General features: G+C 45.6%; 15 protein-coding genes. 2 read left to right on the top strand and 13 right to left on the bottom strand.

Annotation, left to right across the window (positions count from 1 at the left end):
• Nucleotides 1-178: 178 nt before the first annotated feature.
• The 9 genes from rimO to psbZ form a co-directional block, all read right to left on the bottom strand.
• Nucleotides 179-1,507 carry a 30S ribosomal protein S12 methylthiotransferase RimO gene (rimO, locus tag QT984_RS08370; protein WP_333052712.1) on the bottom strand — a complete coding sequence of 443 codons (1,329 nt, stop codon included), beginning with the start codon at nucleotides 1,505-1,507 and terminating at the stop codon, nucleotides 179-181.
• A 271-nt stretch (nucleotides 1,508-1,778) separates the two neighbouring features.
• Complete coding sequence (locus tag QT984_RS08365; protein WP_333052711.1) at nucleotides 1,779-2,402, bottom strand: Uma2 family endonuclease; 624 nt, start codon at nucleotides 2,400-2,402, stop codon at nucleotides 1,779-1,781.
• Between the two features lie 229 nt (nucleotides 2,403-2,631).
• Entirely contained in the window at nucleotides 2,632-3,270 is a 639-nt protein-coding gene (locus QT984_RS08360) for a Uma2 family endonuclease (protein ID WP_333052709.1), read from the bottom strand.
• A 246-nt stretch (nucleotides 3,271-3,516) separates the two neighbouring features.
• Nucleotides 3,517-4,542, bottom strand: coding sequence for an ATP-binding protein (locus tag QT984_RS08355; RefSeq protein ID WP_333052707.1), 1,026 nt, complete (start codon nucleotides 4,540-4,542; stop codon nucleotides 3,517-3,519).
• A 2-nt stretch (nucleotides 4,543-4,544) separates the two neighbouring features.
• Nucleotides 4,545-5,939 (bottom strand): ATP-grasp domain-containing protein, encoded by a 1,395-nt coding sequence (locus QT984_RS08350; protein WP_333052706.1) that lies wholly within the window; start codon nucleotides 5,937-5,939, stop codon nucleotides 4,545-4,547.
• 286 nt (nucleotides 5,940-6,225) lie between these two features.
• Complete coding sequence (locus QT984_RS08345; protein ID WP_333052705.1) at nucleotides 6,226-7,029, bottom strand: class I SAM-dependent methyltransferase; 804 nt, start codon at nucleotides 7,027-7,029, stop codon at nucleotides 6,226-6,228.
• Between the two features lie 2 nt (nucleotides 7,030-7,031).
• A complete protein-coding gene (locus QT984_RS08340; protein ID WP_333052703.1) occupies nucleotides 7,032-8,270 on the bottom strand; it encodes a sedoheptulose 7-phosphate cyclase in 1,239 nt (412 codons plus the stop codon).
• Nucleotides 8,271-9,824: 1,554 nt separating this feature from the next.
• On the bottom strand, nucleotides 9,825-10,418 hold the full coding sequence (gene ribH, locus QT984_RS08335; RefSeq protein WP_333209091.1) for a 6,7-dimethyl-8-ribityllumazine synthase: 594 nt from the start codon (nucleotides 10,416-10,418) through the stop codon (nucleotides 9,825-9,827).
• A gap of 220 nt (nucleotides 10,419-10,638) precedes the next feature.
• On the bottom strand, nucleotides 10,639-10,830 hold the full coding sequence (psbZ, locus tag QT984_RS08330; RefSeq protein WP_190735314.1) for a photosystem II reaction center protein PsbZ: 192 nt from the start codon (nucleotides 10,828-10,830) through the stop codon (nucleotides 10,639-10,641).
• Nucleotides 10,831-11,146: 316 nt separating this feature from the next.
• Here psbZ and QT984_RS08325 point away from each other — a divergent pair, with 316 nt between their 5' ends.
• Complete coding sequence (locus QT984_RS08325; protein ID WP_333234136.1) at nucleotides 11,147-14,062, top strand: CBS domain-containing protein; 2,916 nt, start codon at nucleotides 11,147-11,149, stop codon at nucleotides 14,060-14,062.
• 1,035 nt (nucleotides 14,063-15,097) lie between these two features.
• Here QT984_RS08325 and QT984_RS08320 read toward each other — a convergent pair.
• Complete coding sequence (locus tag QT984_RS08320) at nucleotides 15,098-15,442, bottom strand: DUF4870 domain-containing protein (RefSeq protein WP_333058248.1); 345 nt, start codon at nucleotides 15,440-15,442, stop codon at nucleotides 15,098-15,100.
• A gap of 526 nt (nucleotides 15,443-15,968) precedes the next feature.
• On the opposite strand from QT984_RS08320, the gene prfC reads away from it, so the two are divergent.
• Entirely contained in the window at nucleotides 15,969-17,597 is a 1,629-nt protein-coding gene (prfC, locus tag QT984_RS08315) for a peptide chain release factor 3 (RefSeq protein WP_190735310.1), read from the top strand.
• A 59-nt stretch (nucleotides 17,598-17,656) separates the two neighbouring features.
• Here the strand turns inward: prfC and QT984_RS08310 are convergent, their stop codons facing one another.
• From QT984_RS08310 to QT984_RS08300, 3 genes are all read right to left on the bottom strand, one after another.
• A complete protein-coding gene (locus QT984_RS08310; protein WP_333344231.1) occupies nucleotides 17,657-18,256 on the bottom strand; it encodes a PIN domain-containing protein in 600 nt (199 codons plus the stop codon).
• Nucleotides 18,253-18,603, bottom strand: coding sequence for a hypothetical protein (locus QT984_RS08305; RefSeq protein WP_333058246.1), 351 nt, complete (start codon nucleotides 18,601-18,603; stop codon nucleotides 18,253-18,255). The genes QT984_RS08310 and QT984_RS08305 overlap by 4 nt, the downstream gene beginning before the upstream one ends.
• 140 nt (nucleotides 18,604-18,743) lie before the next feature.
• Entirely contained in the window at nucleotides 18,744-18,974 is a 231-nt protein-coding gene (locus QT984_RS08300) for a DUF433 domain-containing protein (protein ID WP_333058245.1), read from the bottom strand.
• Nucleotides 18,975-18,998: the final 24 nt, after the last annotated feature.

Genomic DNA, 18,998 nt, shown 5'->3' with positions numbered 1-18,998 from the left:
AGATCGAGCTCCCAGATCAGTCTGTGCAGTCAATCTCAAATCTCAAATCTCAAATCTAAAATCGACTTGACCCCGCCGAGCACCGGATACAGTGCCACGTCAACTCATGAGGGTCGATCCCACAATTTTAGACAAAAGATCGAGCTCCCAGATCAGTCTGTGCAGTCAATCTCAAATCTCAAATCTCAAATCTAAAATCGACTTGACCGTAGAGGTCGTAGACATCTGCACCAGTAATTTTCACAGATACGATCGATCCCAGTCGCGCTTCTCCTGTCACATAGACGAGTCCATCTACTTCTGGGGAAAACCGAGCGGATCTACCAATCAACTCACCTGTCTCTGGTTGTTCTTGTTCTATCAGGACATCAACTACCTGACCGACAGACTCTTGATTCTTCTTCAATGATATAGGTTGTTGTGCCGCCATTACCAAATTGCGCCGCATTTCCATTATTTCTGCAGGTATTTGCTGGGGCAAGCTGAAGGCTGGGGTTCCTTCTTCTGGCGAAAATACAAAAACTCCTACGTGATCGAATTCGTGGCGCTTGACAAATTCCAGCAAGTGTGCTGCGTGTTCGTCGGTTTCGCCGGGGAAGCCGACAATAAAAGTTGTCCGCATCACGGCGCCGGGAAGTGCTGCTTTGAGCCGATCGACTATAGCATCATTGATCCCGGCTTGAAAAGGCCGATTCATCGCCTGCAGAATTTCCGGGTGCGAGTGTTGCAGGGGTAAATCCAAATACGGCAAAACGTTGGGCGTTTCGCGGATTGCTGCTACAACTTGCGGAGTCAAACCTGTAGGATAGGCGTAGTGCATCCGAATCCAAGGTACATCTACTTCACCCAAAGCGCGCAGTAGTTCGGCGAGTTTCGGTTCGCCATAAATATCTTTGCCGTAGTTGGTGGTAATTTGAGAAATTAAGATAATTTCTTTTACCCCTTCGGAGGCTAATTGCTTAGCTTCCGCGACGATAGACTCGATCGTCCGCGATCTTTGATTTCCGCGCAAGTGCGGGATAATGCAAAATGCACAGCGGTAGTCGCAGCCTTCTGCTATACGCAGATAAGCCACACCTTCCGATGTCGTGCGGTAGCGGGGAGTAGTTTCGTCAGCGATGTAAGTAGGTTCACTAGAGACGAGGGAAACTCGATCGCCCTTTTCCACCTGCTGCATAACATTGACGATTTTATGATAGTCGCCAGTGCCGACAATTGCGACTGCTTCCGGCAATTCGTCCAGCAATTCCTGCTGAAAGTGCTGTGCCATGCAGCCGGTGATCACTACTTTTTTATTAGCTTCTGCCAATTCTACCAAGGTGCGGACCGACTCTTCTCGCGCAGCTTGGATAAAACTACAAGTATTGACTACAACATAATCGGCTAATTCTTCATTAGAATCCACTTGATAGCCCGCTTGAGCCAGCAAGCCGATCATGTGTTCGGTATCGATGCGATTTTTTTCGCAGCCGAGGTGAGTAAATGCGATCGTTGGCTTCGTTGCCATGCAGTAATAGTTAGTGTTGCGCTATTTTTAAGAACGTTTTATGATATCACACAATTTAAAAAATTGCAATGTGTATGTGGAAGCTCTGGACTGTTGTGGTGTCCGCAGTTGTTGTGTGATATTTGTGCGATCGTGGGCGAGATGAGAATTTTTAGGCTTTGTGCGATCGTACTTTCCCGCTTTTTCGCTGCCAGATTTTGACCCAATTGTCAGGTTTTGGTGTCGTCGGAAGGCTTCGACAATCTTACGCCCTTTGCATAATTTCGACTTGCTAGTTCGGCAAGCCAGCAAGAAAAATCTTCTCTGCTGTTAAGCTCAATTCTGGAAAAGCCAGCGACTCAACAGTCTCGCTTCCCCTAAACTGTTTTACCTGATACTCCCCATCTACTAGCTGGTAAATCGAGAGAGTGGGTTGTTTGGGATTGCCGATAAACTTGCGACCGCCTAAACCAAGATAGTCTACAATCCAGTATTCGGGAATGCCCATTTCTTCATAGTCGGAAGCTTTGAAAAAATAATCATCCCGCCAGTTCGTACTGACCACCTCTACAGCTAGTCGCACCGAAGACCCCATCGTGATGACTGATTCTTTTTTCCAGCGCGGTTCGTTTGCAAGTGCGGTTCGGTCTAGGACAATTACATCTGGCTGGTAGCCAGATTCGTTACGCGCAAGCTTGAGCAAGCAATCACCAGGGATAGAGTAAGGCAATTGCAGTCGCCTGATTTCAAAATTGATTTCACCGGAAATGAAACCTGTAACGTCGGAATGGTCGCCAGTTCCTAAAGGCATTTCAACAATTACTCCATTGTGTAGTTCGTACTTGTGGACAGAGTTCTCTGGATACCAAGCAACGAACTCATCAAACGTGATTGTTTTGGATATGGTTTGGATCATGTTGTGTTTTCCTCTGTCTGGTGATTAGTATGCGGAAAGCTCAAATATTACACAAGGATTAGAGGCAACGTTGCCTCTAATCCTTGACAAATTAAACTGTAGTTGATATAATTGGGATCGCCCGTCCTGACAAAACAGCACTTGGTACAAAACGCCGATTTGTCACAAAATTGGTGTCCTTTTGTACCCATTTGATATCCTTTTGATACCCGATCGCCCCCCACTCCTTCTAGCTCGGCTCGGTTAAGGGCAGACCGCCTCGAAAAATCAACTCGGCAGTCAACCTCAACTCTGGGAAAGCCAGCGATTCAACTCGGTCATCTCCCCGAAACTGGCTGATTTGATACTCGCCGTCAACCAACTGGCAAACCGAGAGCGTGGGTTGCTTGGGAGTGCCGATGAACTTGCGGCCGCCCAAACCAAGGTAGTCCACAATCCAGTATTCGGGGATGCCCATTTCTTCGTAGTCAGCGAATTTGAGATGGTAATCGTCCCGCCAGTTGGTACTGACGACCTCTACAGCCAGTCGCACCGAAGACCCCATCGTGATGATGGATTCCGTATCCCAGCGCGGTTCTCTCTGGCGCAGAGCTGCTTCGTCTAGGACAACTGCGTCTGGCAGGTAGCCCGCCTCGTTGCGGACGGGTTTGAGCAGGCAGTCGCCGGGGATGGAATAAGGTAAGGAGCGGCGGTCAATTTCGACTGATAGTTTTGAACGGATGAAACCTGTAACGCGGGAATGACGGCCGGTTCCTAAAGGCATTTCAACAATTACTCCATTGTGTAGTTCGTACTTATGGACAGAGTTCTCTGGATACCAAGCAACGAACTCATCAAACGTGATTGTTTTCGATATGGTTTGGATCATGTTGTGGTTTCCTCTGTCTGGTGATTAGTATGCGGAAAGCTAAAAGATGGCACAAGTCTTTTCGGTAAAATACTGAAAATTCTTGACATAGGAAGTGAAGTTTACTATAAGATTGTGTCCACAATGTCAAAATACCGATCGCGCCGATCGACTGAATCTAAAACTATCCACAGAAGTTCTTGATACGATCATTATTTCACAAATTTTGTGATGTTTTAGCTACTCCGATCGCAAACTCAGCCTGAGTCATCTCTGCAAGGCATTTTGCAACATACTTTCAAAAAAAGTATCCAGAGAAGTTCCTGATGCTTTCGTCATTGCAGAAAGCACACTTTTCTGAGCAAAAGAACAGTACAGCCCCGCTTCCAAAAACCAAGGTTGTCCCTGCGGATCGATGCGAAAATCAAATAGACTATAATCGCGACAACCCAAAGCGATGTGGCATTTTCTGGCCATATCCCAAACTCTCTCGGTTGCCGGATCGCTGATGTCCACTATCCACGATTTGGTACTATCCTTAGCGACACAGCTCAAGTTGCCATCGTCATTTTGTTTGAGCTTATCAGCATAACTCCGAATCGGTTTGGTATCAGCATCTAGAGCATACTCTTCCAGCGGTAAACAGACTAATTCGCCTGCTTTGATGATAATTCCACAGCGAACTTCTCTACCCAATTCAATGAATTTTTCTACTAGCACTTCCTCGGAATGAGTCAATGCTGTCTCCAAAGCCGCATCATAGTCAGCAGCATTTTTAACTAAGGCAACTCCCAGAGAATTATCCGCATTCAGCGGCTTGAGCACCACCGGAAAGTCAATAGAAGGTCGATCGCCCGCGCGGACAACTTCTCCCAACGGTACACTTACCCCAGCGGCTGCTACTACTGCCTTAGTCTTGGCTTTGTCAGCAGTCAGCGCCATCAACTCTGCCGGATTACCCACATAAGGAATATGCAGCAGATCGAACAAGCTGCGGTATTGAGTCATGCCGGGGATGCAAAACATCTGCGGTACCATTACGTCAATCTTTAGCTGTGTCAGCACCTCTACAGCGCCCGCTAGAGACATGGGATTAGCGGCTGCGATCGCACCTTGATCGAGAGATGTAGGAAAACGCCATTGGCGATCGGGAGAAATATAGGCTATATGAAATTCATAGAGTGCTGAATTAGCCGTATTTTTTAGACAATCTTCTGCATAAAGCCGCGATAAATTACAGAAAAAATCGCTAACTGCCGATCCGACTAAATGCAAAACCCGTACTACTGACATCCTCAATCTCCCCCTATTTCCACAAGTTTGCCAATATTAAAATCAATCCGAATCCACTCTTTCGGCTTCTGTAAATTTCCCCATAACAACAAGGGAATTTGCCAATGATGCACCATCAAAAACGGCAGCGGATCGTCCCACTCGAAGATAGCATCTTTGCCTTGGGCGATAATTTGTAACCGCTCAGAAACGAGCTTCGGCGATCGCAAATGAGTCACCAATCGCCAAATTTCATGGTAAATCCAGTAAGTCGGGCGACTAGATGCCAAAGGCTGCACAGTCTGCGGTAAAGGGTCGGGTTCCAAATAAGCTTTTGCCACATCGGGATGGTTGTAAAACATCGTGATGGCTGAATGGGTGCGGGGGTTGCATTCGATCGCGTAAATCTCTCCATCATCCGCCGCCTGAATGAAATCAAAGGAAACTTGTCCTGTCAGATTGAGACTCTTGGCAAATTGACGAATCCAATTTTCGATATCCGGGCGATCGACATTCTGGTAATTCACCTGAAAAGCCGACGATTCACAGCAACAGTGCAACTGAAGATGACCATCACGAATTGTACTATGAGTGCAGAATTCTTGCCCCGGAATATACTCTTGCATAATCCAAGGTTTACTCTCGGAAATTGGTAATGAGTTGACAAAGGTGGCAGTTTCTGCTGGGGTTTCGCAGGGTAATTTAGTTAAGTTTAACCTGCGAACAGAATCGTAGGGAATACTTTTGATTATATATGGACGCTGTGCATCACTAAAATCAAAATCGATTACTTGCTGCGGATTAGTAATGCGATAAGACTTCGGAACTCGCAGCCCCAATGCTTCCGCTGCTTTTGCAAAATCATATTTATCATCCAATCGTTGCAGAGTTTCGACATCGACGTGCATTACCGTACAGTGCCCAGAAAGTACCCTTTTGACTTCGGCATCGTAGTAACTGGCGACTGGACTACAAACGGGAACGTAAACATTAACTTTCTCTTGTTGGACAATTTTTAAGAGTGCTTGGGGGTATTCATCTGTCTGGGGGTTTGGTACTGTGTAAAAGCGATCGACTGCCCAAGAGTAACGATGACCCGTCAGCCAGTATTTCTCGGTTTCTACCAAAATTACCCGATGACCGGCCTGATGGAACGATCGGGCTAGCTGCAATGCTTTGGTCATCTTGCCGCCACTGATTAAAATCGTTTGGGGAGTGGCTGTAGTCGATCGAGACTGAAACGGTTTGATGATGATGGATCTCAGTAGGGCGATCGCAGTTAAAGCAATATTCAGGGGCATTACTAATAGCAGCAAAATTAATGTGGCTATGGTTTTGAATGCAGTCTGGAAGCGCCTATTCCCAGTGTTTGTTTCCTGTTCAGATGGCATCGCTGCCACAGAAACTGTTTCGAGCATAATTTTCTAGTAAGTAAACACTCTAATTAAAGGTAATATCAAATCTGTTAGCATCAGAAATATTCACATCTCTCCGATCTTCATCTGCGTTAATCCGCGTTAATAAATTGTCATCTGCGGTTCATAAATTATCTTTTTTAAACCGCAGATGAGGGAAGATAAACACAGATTAACGCAGATGAATTAGATCGAATCCGGTTGCACTGATCTGATCCGGCTAAATCCGCATTAGGACTTTGACCGATCCCGCCTGATTAAGGGGATCTCCGGGGCAAGAGAACACGCTCTAAACGCGCCGAATTAAGGTCAATCCATCTCTCAGCGGCACTAACACTTGCTCTACGCGCGGATCGTCAACTAGAGCCTGGTTGAATTTGGCGATCGCAACTCCGTTATCAGTAGCAGTACCCGACAAATATGGCTGTCCCTGCATCAGAGTATTGTCTGCACATATCAAGCCATTGGGAGCCAACAGCCCGGTAGTTAGGAGTAAATCGAGATAGTCTATGTATCCAGCTTTATCAGCATCGATAAATACCAAATCGAACACTTCTCCATTAGCAGCCAATTGTTTCATGGTTTCTAGAGCCGGTGCCACCTTGACTGAGATTTTGTGGCCGGCAGTAGATTCGTGAAAACACTTCTGGGCAAATTCAGCGACGTAAGCATCTACTTCGCAGGCTACCACCACTCCATCCACTGGCAGGGCTTCGGCCATCGCTAGTGCTGAGTACCCGGTAAACATCCCGATTTCCAGTACGCGCTGTGCTTTGGTGAGATGGACGAGAAATTTCAGCATTTGGCCTTCCACATGGCCCGATAGCATTTCCTGTTCCAACTGCCGCACTGTCTCGCCGTCAGAGAATCGCTTACTCCAATCTTCTGATTGGGTGCGCTTCACTAACGTGGCTAAGGCGGGAGATTCCGGCGTGGTACAAAGGTTCAGGTACGGATCGAGACCATTTGCTAGTTCGTAGGCTTGTTGTAATTGGGCCTTGAAAGCTCGATCGAGATTATCGATTTTTTCTACTTGCGAGGCGAGACTTTCGAGTAAGGAGGCTAAAATCCCGACTGGGGTAACGGGTCTCATCTTTATACCCCGGCTGTGGAACGAGTTGCAACTTTCTGCAATACCACATACATATCCTCGCCATCGCCATGACGCGGGTAGCCCTGACAGATTTCTCGATGCACCGCTAGGGCTTCATCCAACTCAGTTCGAGTTAAATCGTTCATGAAAAAGCAGTCACCAATGGGGCATGGAGCTGCTGCACGCTGAAGGCCGTCGCGGGTACGACTGATCGATGTTGTGGCTTTCCAGAGCAGTTCTGATGTGAGATAAGGGCTGTCTATTGCTAGTCCGAGGCGGCTCATTAATCTTAAGATGCGATCGCGATCGGCGATCGAAATGTAGCCCCGCAGTTGGGCAATGGTGGCCGAAAAAGCCATATCGATGGCGACACTATGGCCGTGGAACATCGGAATTTCCGGTGTTAGTTCCAGCGTCGGACTCCAAGTGTGACCATAAGCTATCACTCGATCCAAATCTAGCTCGTGGAGGTTTGGTACTTCTAAGGCCAGCATTGACTGAATCGCGTTGTAGGTTAAGCGATGGGCCACTTCCCGCAGTTCAGATGTGCCGTCTAAATAACCAAAATGGCTGTGCAGCAATGCTTCGCCGTAGTTTTCTAACAACTCGAAGATTTCTTTGTTGCCTACTACGGCGATCTTAATTAACTCTGCCATGCCGTTTCGTATTTGGTCGATCGGCAGAGTTTTCAGAAAGGAGAAATCTAAGATTACTTTCTGCGAAGCGTGGTAAGCGCCGAGGCGGTTTTTCAGCTTACCGTGGTTCACAGCTACTTTGATTGCCACACTGGCATCAATCAGCCCAATTAAAGTTGTCGGTACGCGAATGTAGTTAGTCCGACGGCGATAGGATGAGCAGGCAAAACCAGCTACGTCTGTCGTCAATCCACCACCGACTACCAAAACAGGCTCCTTCCGCACGAGTCCGAAATCAACGAAGGCATCTATGATGCTTTCAAAAGTTTTTAAGGTCTTATCAGGTTCCTTGATATTAACTGGAAAGACTGTTAAATCTATCTCGTGATGCTTGAAATAATCCTGCATCTGTCCACCATAAAGACCATAGACTGTTTCATCTACAACCATTAAACAGCGACCGAATTGGCGGTAACTATCCGCAATCTCAGGATTCTCCAGCTTGAAAGCACCATCTACGTAGAGCAAGCTGAAATCTATTTTTTCGTACCCCTCAATTTGAAAAGCTCGATCGGTAGATGTAAACGTAGCTTGAATGTCACCCATAAGATTTTTGCACTTTCATGTTGATCAGTAACTGTAAGTATCTGGGCGAGCTTCAAAAGTATCAATCCTTTTGCTGGCAAACTTCCTAGACATTAACTTGACAATTTGTCATTTAATATGAACTTAACAATCTACCTAAAAATTTACTTTCAGAGTTGTTTGTTAAGACTAGGTTAAATACTGCTTATCGAGTATTTATACTTAAAGCATTTTGAGGATTGATTTGAGACCGCCTCAATGCTTACACAAAATTCAACATAACGAATTTCTCATCTTTATGCAACCAGATTCAGTAAAATTTGATATATTTTTTTTTTATATCATATTATCCAGAGACAAATCGCGAAAACCGGAAATTACAGCAGCCTCATCTATTGAAACGACTCGTTGCGATCGATCGTTGAAATCACTTTATCTTTTTTGAGCGGGTTCGCTGCGTATTTCCAGTTGATTAGACCTCTTGCAAAAGTCCTTTTCATAAATTTATTGGACGGGCGGGACGCCCATCCCACAAGAAAAAATAACTTTTGTGGGATGGGCCCCAGATCCCGTCCTAGTTATTTTTGCAAGAGGTCCATTATCAACCAAATTAAATATCCAATCAGCCGATTAATGCCTAGTTAATAAAGGGAATAATAAACCTGGATTTTAGATTACGAAATTTCCTGGGAACATATAGCAATCCTCGCATCATTTGTAAAAATATGTAGGGGTAGTGCTAAGAGTGCCTACCCCAGCCTGCATCGGGGCAACCACGGGGTTTGCCCCTACAAGAATTACACGAATCATTTAGGATTGCTATAAATCAAGCCCGATCGCCCGACAGCACTTTAACAGCAGCAGACGCAGGTAATGGAGCGTCAATCGATTTTAGATTTTAGATTTTAGATTTTAGATTTTAGATTTTAGATTTTAGATTTTAGATTTTAGATTTTAGATTTTAGATTTTCGATTTTCGATTTTCGATTTTAGATTTTCGATTTTCGATTTTAGATTTTCGATTTTCGATTTTCGATTTTCGATTTTAGATTTTAGATTTTAGATTTTAGATTTTAGATTTTAGATTTTCGATTTTAGATTTTAGATTTTCGATTTTAGATTTTAGATTTTAGATTTTCGATTTTAGATTTTCGATTTTAGATTTTCGATTTTAGATTTTAGATTTTCGATTTTAGATTTTCGATTTTCGATTTTCGATTTTAGATTTTCGATTTTAGATTTTAGATTTTAGATTTTCGATTTTAGAATTGACTTGCGCGAGATAAATGCTCTTTCTTGAGGATTTTAGATTTTAGATTTTGGATTGATTCCACGGATAAATGACGTGGCGGGTACCACCTTTGAAATTATTGGTCAAAATTGCCGCCCAAACTATTAACTTGAGGCATCAAAGTACCCATTTCCAATGGGCAAGATATTGGTCTAATTTGTCGATCGGCCCAGAGTGGAATTTTTACCTTGGGGGCGGGTATAATCACCACCCCACAAGAGTCTTAAGATTTTTCCCGATGCAAATCTTGATGCTTTTTAGCTTAAAAATATTGCTAGCCGAACTTACGAGGGGATTTGATCCGACGATACATCGGGGGCGATCGCCAGATTTGCTTCACCCGAAAGCACTTGAGCAGCAGATCCAGTAGTTAATCGATGATCGTAAGAGTGTGTTCCCAAACCCTTAACTTGGCGCATCAAAGTACCCATTTCCAAAGCACTCATCGCATAATTCCAGCCCAAATTGCTTTTAATTCCAGCCCTTTCCAAAGCTTGCTGCATCGTGTCAGTCGTCACCACCCCAAAAATCACCGGCACCCCTGTCTGAAAAGCAGCCGCAGCAATTCCCTTAGCAACCTCACCAGCCACAAAATCGAAATGAGGAGTTTGGCCCCGAATTACCGCACCCAGACAAATTACCGCATCGTAGCGGTGAGAAAGAGCCGCTTGGCGCGCCACCAAAGGAATCTCAAAACTTCCCGGAACCCAAAAAAAGTCCACCTGAGATCCATGAGGATTAATATCAACCCCGTGGCGTTTCAAACAATCTTGACATCCCTCCAAAAGTTTGTTAACCACCAAATCGTTAAAACGACCGATGACAATCGCAAATCGCAAAGATTCGGTGTGAGTAAAAGTTCCCTCGAAAACAGTCATAGTGTTCTACTTTAGATTTTAGATTTTAGGTTTTAGAGTTTTGTTTGTGAGAAGGCAAAAGTCAGAAAGCAGCAGCATCTCATTTGAATCTCAAGTGCAAAAACATACAGAATCGCGCGGTCTGGAAAATGCCTAGCTTCTGCCGAATGCCTTTCAATCGCTGGTGAATGCCTTCATCCTTCTATCTTTTACCTTCTTTATCCGATAGACTTGGGTGAAATTAAACGACTAAAAAGTTCAATACACCCACTGCAATAACCAGCAAAAACCACAGACCCGATCCGACATAAATCAGGGATTTAGACTGATTCCAGTTTTGGGGAGAGGCATAAGCAACTGGCACGCCAACGACCATCACAAAAGACAGCAGTACCAGACCCAGTAAAACGACTTGAAACAGAATTGATAACATCTTTTCTCCTTTCGATATAACCGTGCGTTGAGCGGAAATAGTTTCCCAGAACCGAAAAAAATCTTCCAAATTCTAGTTTTTGACAGTTTCCCGATAGTCGATCGAGAAATTGTCGGTTGATTGATACGAAAGAACCCAGGCAAATTCGGGCGTTGCGCGAACAGGCGTCAGCGGCTCTTAAGATTTTTATCAATTTTATCATTGTTCGTTACAGCACAGAAAACTGGAAAGGTTAACTTAAAGCCCGATCGACACATCCGGTTTCAGAGGGCGAGAAATTGCTACTGTTTGAGTTAGAGATGCGGGATTTTCGGCTATGGACTTAGTTTTGTGCCACACAACAGCAGATTTTGACGCCTTGGGGGCGGCGGTGGGACTTTGCGTGCTGCGCCCCGGTAGCAGGATCGTATTGACGGGCGGGTGTCATCCGACGGTGCGGGACTTTTTGGCGCTACACCGCGACGAGTACCCACTGATTGAACGCCGATCGGTCAATCCGCAACAAATTCGATCGATTACTATAGTGGATGCCTCCGGGCGCGATCGTTTGGGAAAAGCCGCCGAGTGGCTGGATTTGCCACAAGTAAGGGAAATTGCTATTTTCGACCACCACCTAGAAGCGCATTCAGACATCCCCGCTACTGTTACGCAGATCGAAGCAGTCGGAGCCAGCACAACATTAATTGTTGAAAAGCTCAAAAATCAAGCAGAAAACAGCGACATACCCTTCCGCCTTCTGCCTTCGGAAGCAACAGTAATGGCCCTCGGCATCCACGTCGATACAGGTTCCCTCACCTTTGAGGGCGCAACTGCGCGAGATGCCATAGCTTTGGCCTGGTTGATGGAACAGGGAGCGAGTTTGGGGGTAATAGCTGAATATGTAGAACCCGCTTTGTCTCCTCAATTGCAAGATTTGCTGAGAGAAGCGCTCAAGAATTTGCGATCGGAAACTTTGCACGGTTACAGCGTAGCCTGGGTGCTGCTGTCTACTGAAGCTTATGTTCCGGGACTTTCTTCGCTGGCTTCTCGCTTGCTCGATTTAACGGAAACCGATGCTCTGCTGTTAGGTAATGTTTATAAATTTAGCGACAACGAAAACAACCGCAACATCGCTCCAGAATCGCCAGTTTCCAATCGATTAACTATTATCGGTCGATCGCGCATCGAAGGCACAAACCTCAGCGAATTGTTCAAACCCTTCGGCGGCGGAGGCCACGCCCGCGCCGCTTCCCTCGCTACCCGCGATGTTGACCCCCTGCTGACTTTAAATCAGTTAGCTGACGAACTGAAAGCTCAAATTCCCCACCCTCCGACAGCGCGCGAGTTAATGTCGTCTCCAGTGCGGAGTATTCGCCCGGAAACCTCGGTGGGGGAAGCTCACCGTATACTCCTACGTTACGGACATTCAGGGCTTTCTGTGGTCGATGCGGGCGATCGACTGGCTGGCATTATCTCGCGCCGCGACATTGACATTGCCCTGCACCACGGTTTCAGCCACGCCCCCGTCAAGGGTTACATGAGTCCGCAGTTAAAAACGATCGCCCCAGATACCTTGCTGCCGGAAATTGAATCTTTAATGGTGACATACGATATCGGGCGCTTGCCAGTATTGGAAAACGGTCAACTGGTGGGAATTGTGACTCGCACTGATGTGTTGCGGGAATTGCACCAGCAAAAAGCGCGAGACAGGGGAAGTAATGCAGAATTCTCTTATTGTGCCGTGTCCGAATCGGTTGAGCAGTTGTTGCGATCGCGCATCAGTCCCGAATTATGGCAATTATTGTCGATCGCCGCCAATATTGCCCAAAATCGCGGCTGGCAACTTTATATTGTGGGTGGAGCAGTCCGGGATTTACTCTTAGCCACGGATGATACACTGGCGCTAACAGATATCGATTTGGTTGTGGATGGAAAGTGCGGTTCCGACGATTCCGGTGCTGGTGTCGAGTTAGCTTCATCGCTGCAAAAACTTTACCCTGAATCGCGTTTGGACGTTCACGGTCAATTTCAAACCGCCGCGCTTTTGTGGCACAAAGACTCTGCTTTCGGCTCGCTGTGGGTGGATATCGCTACGGCTCGCACTGAATTTTACCCTTATCCGGCGGCAAATCCTGAAGTTGAAGCGAGTTCGATTCGCCAAGATTTGTACCGCAGGGATTTTACAATTAATGCGCTGGCTGTGCGGTTGGGTGTTCCTCGCAGCGGCGAATTGTTAGATTTTTTCTGCGGTTTGCTGGATTTGGAATCGAAGCAAATTCGAGTTTTGCACGCCAATAGTTTTATCGAAGATCCGACGCGAATTTATCGCGCTGTGCGATTTGCGGTGCGGTTGGGGTTTGAAATTGAGCCGCAGACGGAAGGATACATCCGCAACGCTTTGGCTAGCGGGATTTATTACCGAATTCAGGGGGAAAATGGCCGAGCTCCGGCTTTGGAAACTCGACTCAAAAGCGAATTGAAATACATTTTGCAAGCTCATTACTGGAAAGTTGCTTTGCAAATGCTGGGAGATTTGCAGGCTTTGCGCTGTATTCATCCTACTTTGGAGTTGGATCGGGAGTTGTGGCGGCAACTGCGTTTGCTCGATCGGTGTTTGCAAGGAAGGAAGAAGGAAGGCACGACACGGATTTTGACACGGATACACGGATTAATGATTGAGGGTGAGTCACGAGTCAGAGGGAATAAGGAAGAGGGAATAGGGAAGAAGGAAGAAAAAGAAAAAGCAACTATTCTCAAGGCTCAATCCCCAATTCCCAATTCCCAATTCCCAATTATCAATATTCCCGATTGGCAGATGCGGCTGGAAGTTTTGATAGCTTATGTAGCACCGGAATATCGCGGCAAGGTGGCTGCAAATCTTCAGTTACCTGCTGACAGCATTAAGCGGTTGGAAGTTTTGGAAGCCGGAAAGAAGCAGTTAGCGGAGAATTTGCCTAAGTGCGAGTTGCCGAGTCAGTTGGTGTTGCTGTTGAGGAATTATGAATTGCCGGTGTTAATTGCGATCGCCCTACAAAGTCCGCGAAGTGCACGCCGCCAAATTTGGGAATATCTCACCAAATGGACGAATGTTGAGCCGCCTTTGAATGGCAACGATTTGAAGGCTTTGGGTTATAAGCCGGGGCCTGGGTTTAAACGAATGTTGGATGATTTGTTGGCGGCGAAGTTGGATGGCGATTTGGGCGATCGGGCTGCTGCTATCTCTTTCTTAGCACAACGTTATCCTCAAACTTAGTAAGGTGCGTCAGCAGCGCGTTATTTTTTCTATAATTGATTAGCTAATTGCTGACGCACTCTACTGAATTTTTAGTTTTCAATCCCAAACAGGCTAACCAGGCGATCGTACATTATTGATATTTCGAGAATTAAGGTGAAGAAACATCACGCTCCTGGTTTAATCGCAATTGTCCTTGGAAAGTCACTGGATTTTATAAATGTCAGCATTTTCCATTTTAATTTCATAAAACGGCTAATCAGTCAAATAAAAACCTCAATCTTTACAAAAATTTTGTGATTGTAAAGATTCGATAAAGCTACGAGGGGTTATACCCCCTATGAGTTATAGTGACATATATATAGATGCACCCTGATGGCTTTCCCGTTCCACAAGAGCGGGATTTTTATTGGAAAAATATTGTATTAAGTTTTAATACACCTGGTAGAGATAGAATTGGTGGAATATTCCAATAAAACGATCGCCCGATGCAAAAATAGCACAGCTAAAGCAAAAATGATGGTTCCGAGCGATCGAACATCCGCCCTAACTCCGCGAAATAACCCAAAGGCGGTAGCATAGTGTGGGAAACGGCATCAATGGAAGCTCAACTTAGCGTTCACAGCAGCCCTGCAACAGGGCGAAAACACCATAATTAATAGTTGATTGTACTCTGATTTTTGATTTTTTATGGATTAACAAGATTTCACTCATGATGTTAGGTCAATTTTCTGGAATTCCAACTAGATGATGCTTAGCTTCACAAATTTTTAAGTTTTTTTACTGAATCTTGTCTCCGATCATCAACCCTCTTTATCACTTATATCATGTCCGATCGAGCGATTAAAAGGGCGGGTTTTTGAGATTGTCAATTATTGGAATATATTTTTCGTGAGGGGAACCCCTACGGTATTAGGGGTAATCGACGGGACATAATATTAAGCAGTGTATTTGCCAGTTTGGGGGAGCGAATGTGAGTTATAAAACAATTAAAAACCCGGTTTCTGCTTAAAGAAATCGGGTTATTGAAATCGATGGTGAAGCGCGATTTTCTGTCTACACTATTCGGAAAATAAAAGGGTAGCGGTAAGGTTGGTTAGGAGTTTGCAAAACGTGGAGGATAGCCATTATTGTCAGTCCCCAGTGTAGCAGATAACCTAGGGGGACTAGGATAAAGCCAGCAAGACCAAAAGTGACGACAGTTAACGCCACAATTACGGCGCTGTACAGCCATACATTAAGGTGAAAATTGATGGCTTCTGTGGCGTTTTCTTTGACAACGGGGTCATCTGATACTAACAATACAGCGATCGGCGCTCCGATCGAGAACAGTAACGTGCTGAAAAAAATCGCCCCGTGGCACACCAGTGATAGCAGCTTCCGCTTGTCAGAGTCGTACATATTACTTTTCCTTGACTTTATTGATAATTTTACCTTTAATAGCAACTGTAGCACAGGCTATAATGGCGATCGGGTGATGATTCCCCTACCTAATTTGTGGTCAGTAACCCAGCCCTAAAGGGACTGAGCTTGTAAGAGTAATCAAGCAAGCTGTACTGACCAGCCTAAGTCTTAATTGACTACGTTATTTGAGTCACGACACCAGGCGAATGCGACGCCAGTTCCCTGCTCTGTCGCTTGCAATTAAACAGTTTTAAGGTCACTGAAACAGTGTTGCAAGCCTAACAAGCTCTTATAACCTTGGCGAGGCGAACATTACCCCGAAAGGGAGGCTCGAAAGAGCAAACATTATGCGTGAGCGGGTTGCGAGGTTTGAGGTGGTAATTGTCCCACTGAAAGTACATTACAAAAGTACACCGAATTAAGCAATCCCCGTGTAATGGAAAGATTCACGGCGGTTTCAACCGCCGAGCCGTTTCCCTCTCAGCCCTAAAGGGACTGAGTTCCCACTTACGGATTTTTTTTGATGACAACAGAACTCGAAACTGAACTGCTAACTGCTGTTGAGCGCCGGCGCAACTTTGCTATTATCTCGCACCCTGACGCGGGAAAAACTACTTTGACAGAAAAGCTGCTGCTGTACGGAGGTGCAATTCACGAAGCAGGTTCTGTGAAAGCGCGGCGGGCTCAGCGACACGCTACCTCTGACTGGATGGCGATGGAACAGCAGCGGGGAATTTCTATTACTTCTACTGTTTTGCAGTTTGAGTATAAAAAATATCACATTAATCTGCTCGATACTCCCGGACACCAAGATTTTAGCGAAGATACTTATCGCACTCTGGCGGCGGCTGACAATGCGGTGATGCTTGAGGATGCTGCTAAGGGTTTGGAACCGCAAACTCGGAAGTTATTTGAAGTTTGTAAGTTGCGAAGTTTGCCTATTTTTACTTTCTTTAATAAGCTCGATCGCCCTAGCAGAGAACCTTTGGATTTGTTGGACGAAATTGAGAAGGAATTGGGGTTGCAGACTTATCCGGTAAATTGGCCGATAGGTACGGGCGATCGCTTTAAAGGTGTTTTCGATCGCAGGGCGCGCAAAATTCACTTATTCGAGCGGGCTAAACACGGTTCTCGTGCTGCTGTTGATACCGTCATCGAATTGGGCGATCCGCGCATTGAAGATTTGTTGGAACAAGACCTTTACTATCAGCTCAAAGAAGAGTTAGAACTGCTGGATGAGTTGGGAACTGAACTCGATTTAGATTTAGTTCGGGCTGGAAAAATGACACCAGTTTTCTTTGGCAGCGCGATGAGCAATTTTGGGGTAGAACTGTTTTTAGATGCGTTTTTAGATTACGCTATGAAGCCGATCGCCCGCAAGAGCAGCGCCGGAGATTTGCCCCCAACTTATGAAGACTTTACCGGGTTTGTGTTTAAGTTGCAAGCGAATATGGACCCGCGACACCGCGATCGCGTTGCCTTTATTCGGGTTTGTACGGGCAAGTTTGAAAAGGACATGAACGTGACTCACGCTCGCAGTGGTAAAACGGTGCGTTTGTCAAGACCTCAAAAGTTATTTGCTCAGGATCGCGAGTCGATCGAGGTTGCTTATCCGGGCGATGTGATCGGTTTGAACAATCCGGGAGTATTTGCGATCGGCGATACTATTTACACCGGCCAAAAACTGGAATATGAAGGGATACCCTGTTTTTCTCCCGAACTTTTTGCTTTTTTGAGAAATCCCAATCCTTCTAAGTTTAAGCAGTTCCGCAAAGGCGTTTCGGAGTTGCAGGAAGAAGGCGCAGTGCAAATTATGTACTCGGTTGATGAGTCGAAACGCGAGCCAATTTTGGCGGCTGTCGGACAGTTGCAATTTGAAGTTGTGCAGTTCAGAATGCAGTCGGAATATAATGTGGAAACGACGATCGATATGTTGCCTTACAGTGTAGCTCGTTGGGTTGACGGCGGTTGGGAGGCGCTGGAAAAAGTTGGGCGGCTGTTTAATACGGTGACGGTAAAAGATACTTGGGGAAGGCCGGTTTTGCTGTTTAGAAATGAGTGGAATTGCCGCCAGGTGGAAGGGGAGCATCCTGTGTTGAAGTTAAATGCGATCGCCCCTGTGGTTTCTGGTTTGGCTGTTAGCGAGGAGTGAGGGGGATAATTGGTTGATTCCGGGTTAGGTTAAGTCATTTTCAGAGCTGACACACGGGGCTAAAAACCGGGTTTTTTCGATAATTCTTGGTTTTGATTCGTAGATTCGACCAAAAACCGGGTTTCTTTGAAGGCTGACGCGCGGGTGGCCAGAAACCGGGTTTTTTCGATAATTCTTGGTTTTGATTCGTAGATTCGACCAAAAACCGGGTTTCTTTGTCGGAGTGTGTCAGTCCTGTTAATCTTATCCCCCAAACGTTTTAATAACTCTTTAGGTGATAAAATTGGTAAAGTAGCACCGGCGAAATCTCCTGCATCGCGGGTGACGATCGCCTCCAAGTTATCTGACAGCGCACAAGCTAACTGCACGGCATCTTCAAAATCGGTTAAATTAGATGCAAATGCTATTTCCAAAACGTGGCGATCGACTGCAGATACTTTCATTAATGCTAGTGTTTCAGCAATAGCTTGCCTAGCGCGATCGAGGCTGCGAGTTTGCCTTCGGACAATGTAGAAGATATTTGTTAAGGTTGTTGCCGTTACATATCCCTCAATTTGCTCATTTTCGATCGCCTCAAATAAAGCATCAGCATCTTCTACAAACGGTTCTCGTTCTAGCAAACTATCGAGGATAATGTTGGTGTCTATTAATACCTTCATTTTAGGTATTTCTCCACCAAACGCTCTTCTAACATGAGTGCAACTTCGGCATCTGTTGGAGGTGGCGTATCGGTTTTTGCTAGCCCTCTGAGTCGCTTCGCCGCACCTTTGCGATCGGGCCGCAATCTAATTTCAAATTCGTCATCTGTTGCGGGTGGTGTATCAGTTTTTGCTAGCCCCGTCATGGGTTCCACAAAATCATCTAGCAGAGGTTGGCGGGGTCGGAGTTCCTGTCTGATGGACTCAACAATCGCGTTGACTAGAGCTAATCTGTCGGTAACTGATAGTTTGTGCGCTTCTCGGCTTAATGGCAGCCAAGGAATTTGGGGTATTTGGGATTCGTTCATATTTATATTTTGATATTTTCTGGGTGTATTTTAGCAAATTTAGGGCTGACGCACGGGTAGCCAGAAACCGGGTTTTTCCCTTGAATATTTCGTTGTGATTCGTAGATTCAGCCAAAAACCCGGTTTCTTTAGTAGTTTCATCACCCAACAACTAACATAAACTGCTCTCGTTTAGCTGCGAAACTCAAGCAAGCTAAAATATCCTGTTGCGTGAGATAGGGAAAATCCTCTAGGATTTCTTGATAAGTCATCCCAGAAGCGAGATATTCCAACACGTCATAAACCGTAATTCTCATACCTCGAATACAAGGTTGACCACCTCGCTTACCCGGTTCGATCGTAATGATCTTAGCGATGTCTTGGTCTGACATGGCATTTTTCCTTTAGCTACTGTT

The organism is Microcoleus sp. Z1_B2 (assembly GCF_036700325.1).
Lineage (GTDB): Bacteria > Cyanobacteriota > Cyanobacteriia > Cyanobacteriales > Microcoleaceae > Microcoleus.
Note: the sequence above shows the minus strand (reverse complement) of the source record. Positions and strands in the feature narration are given on the sequence as shown.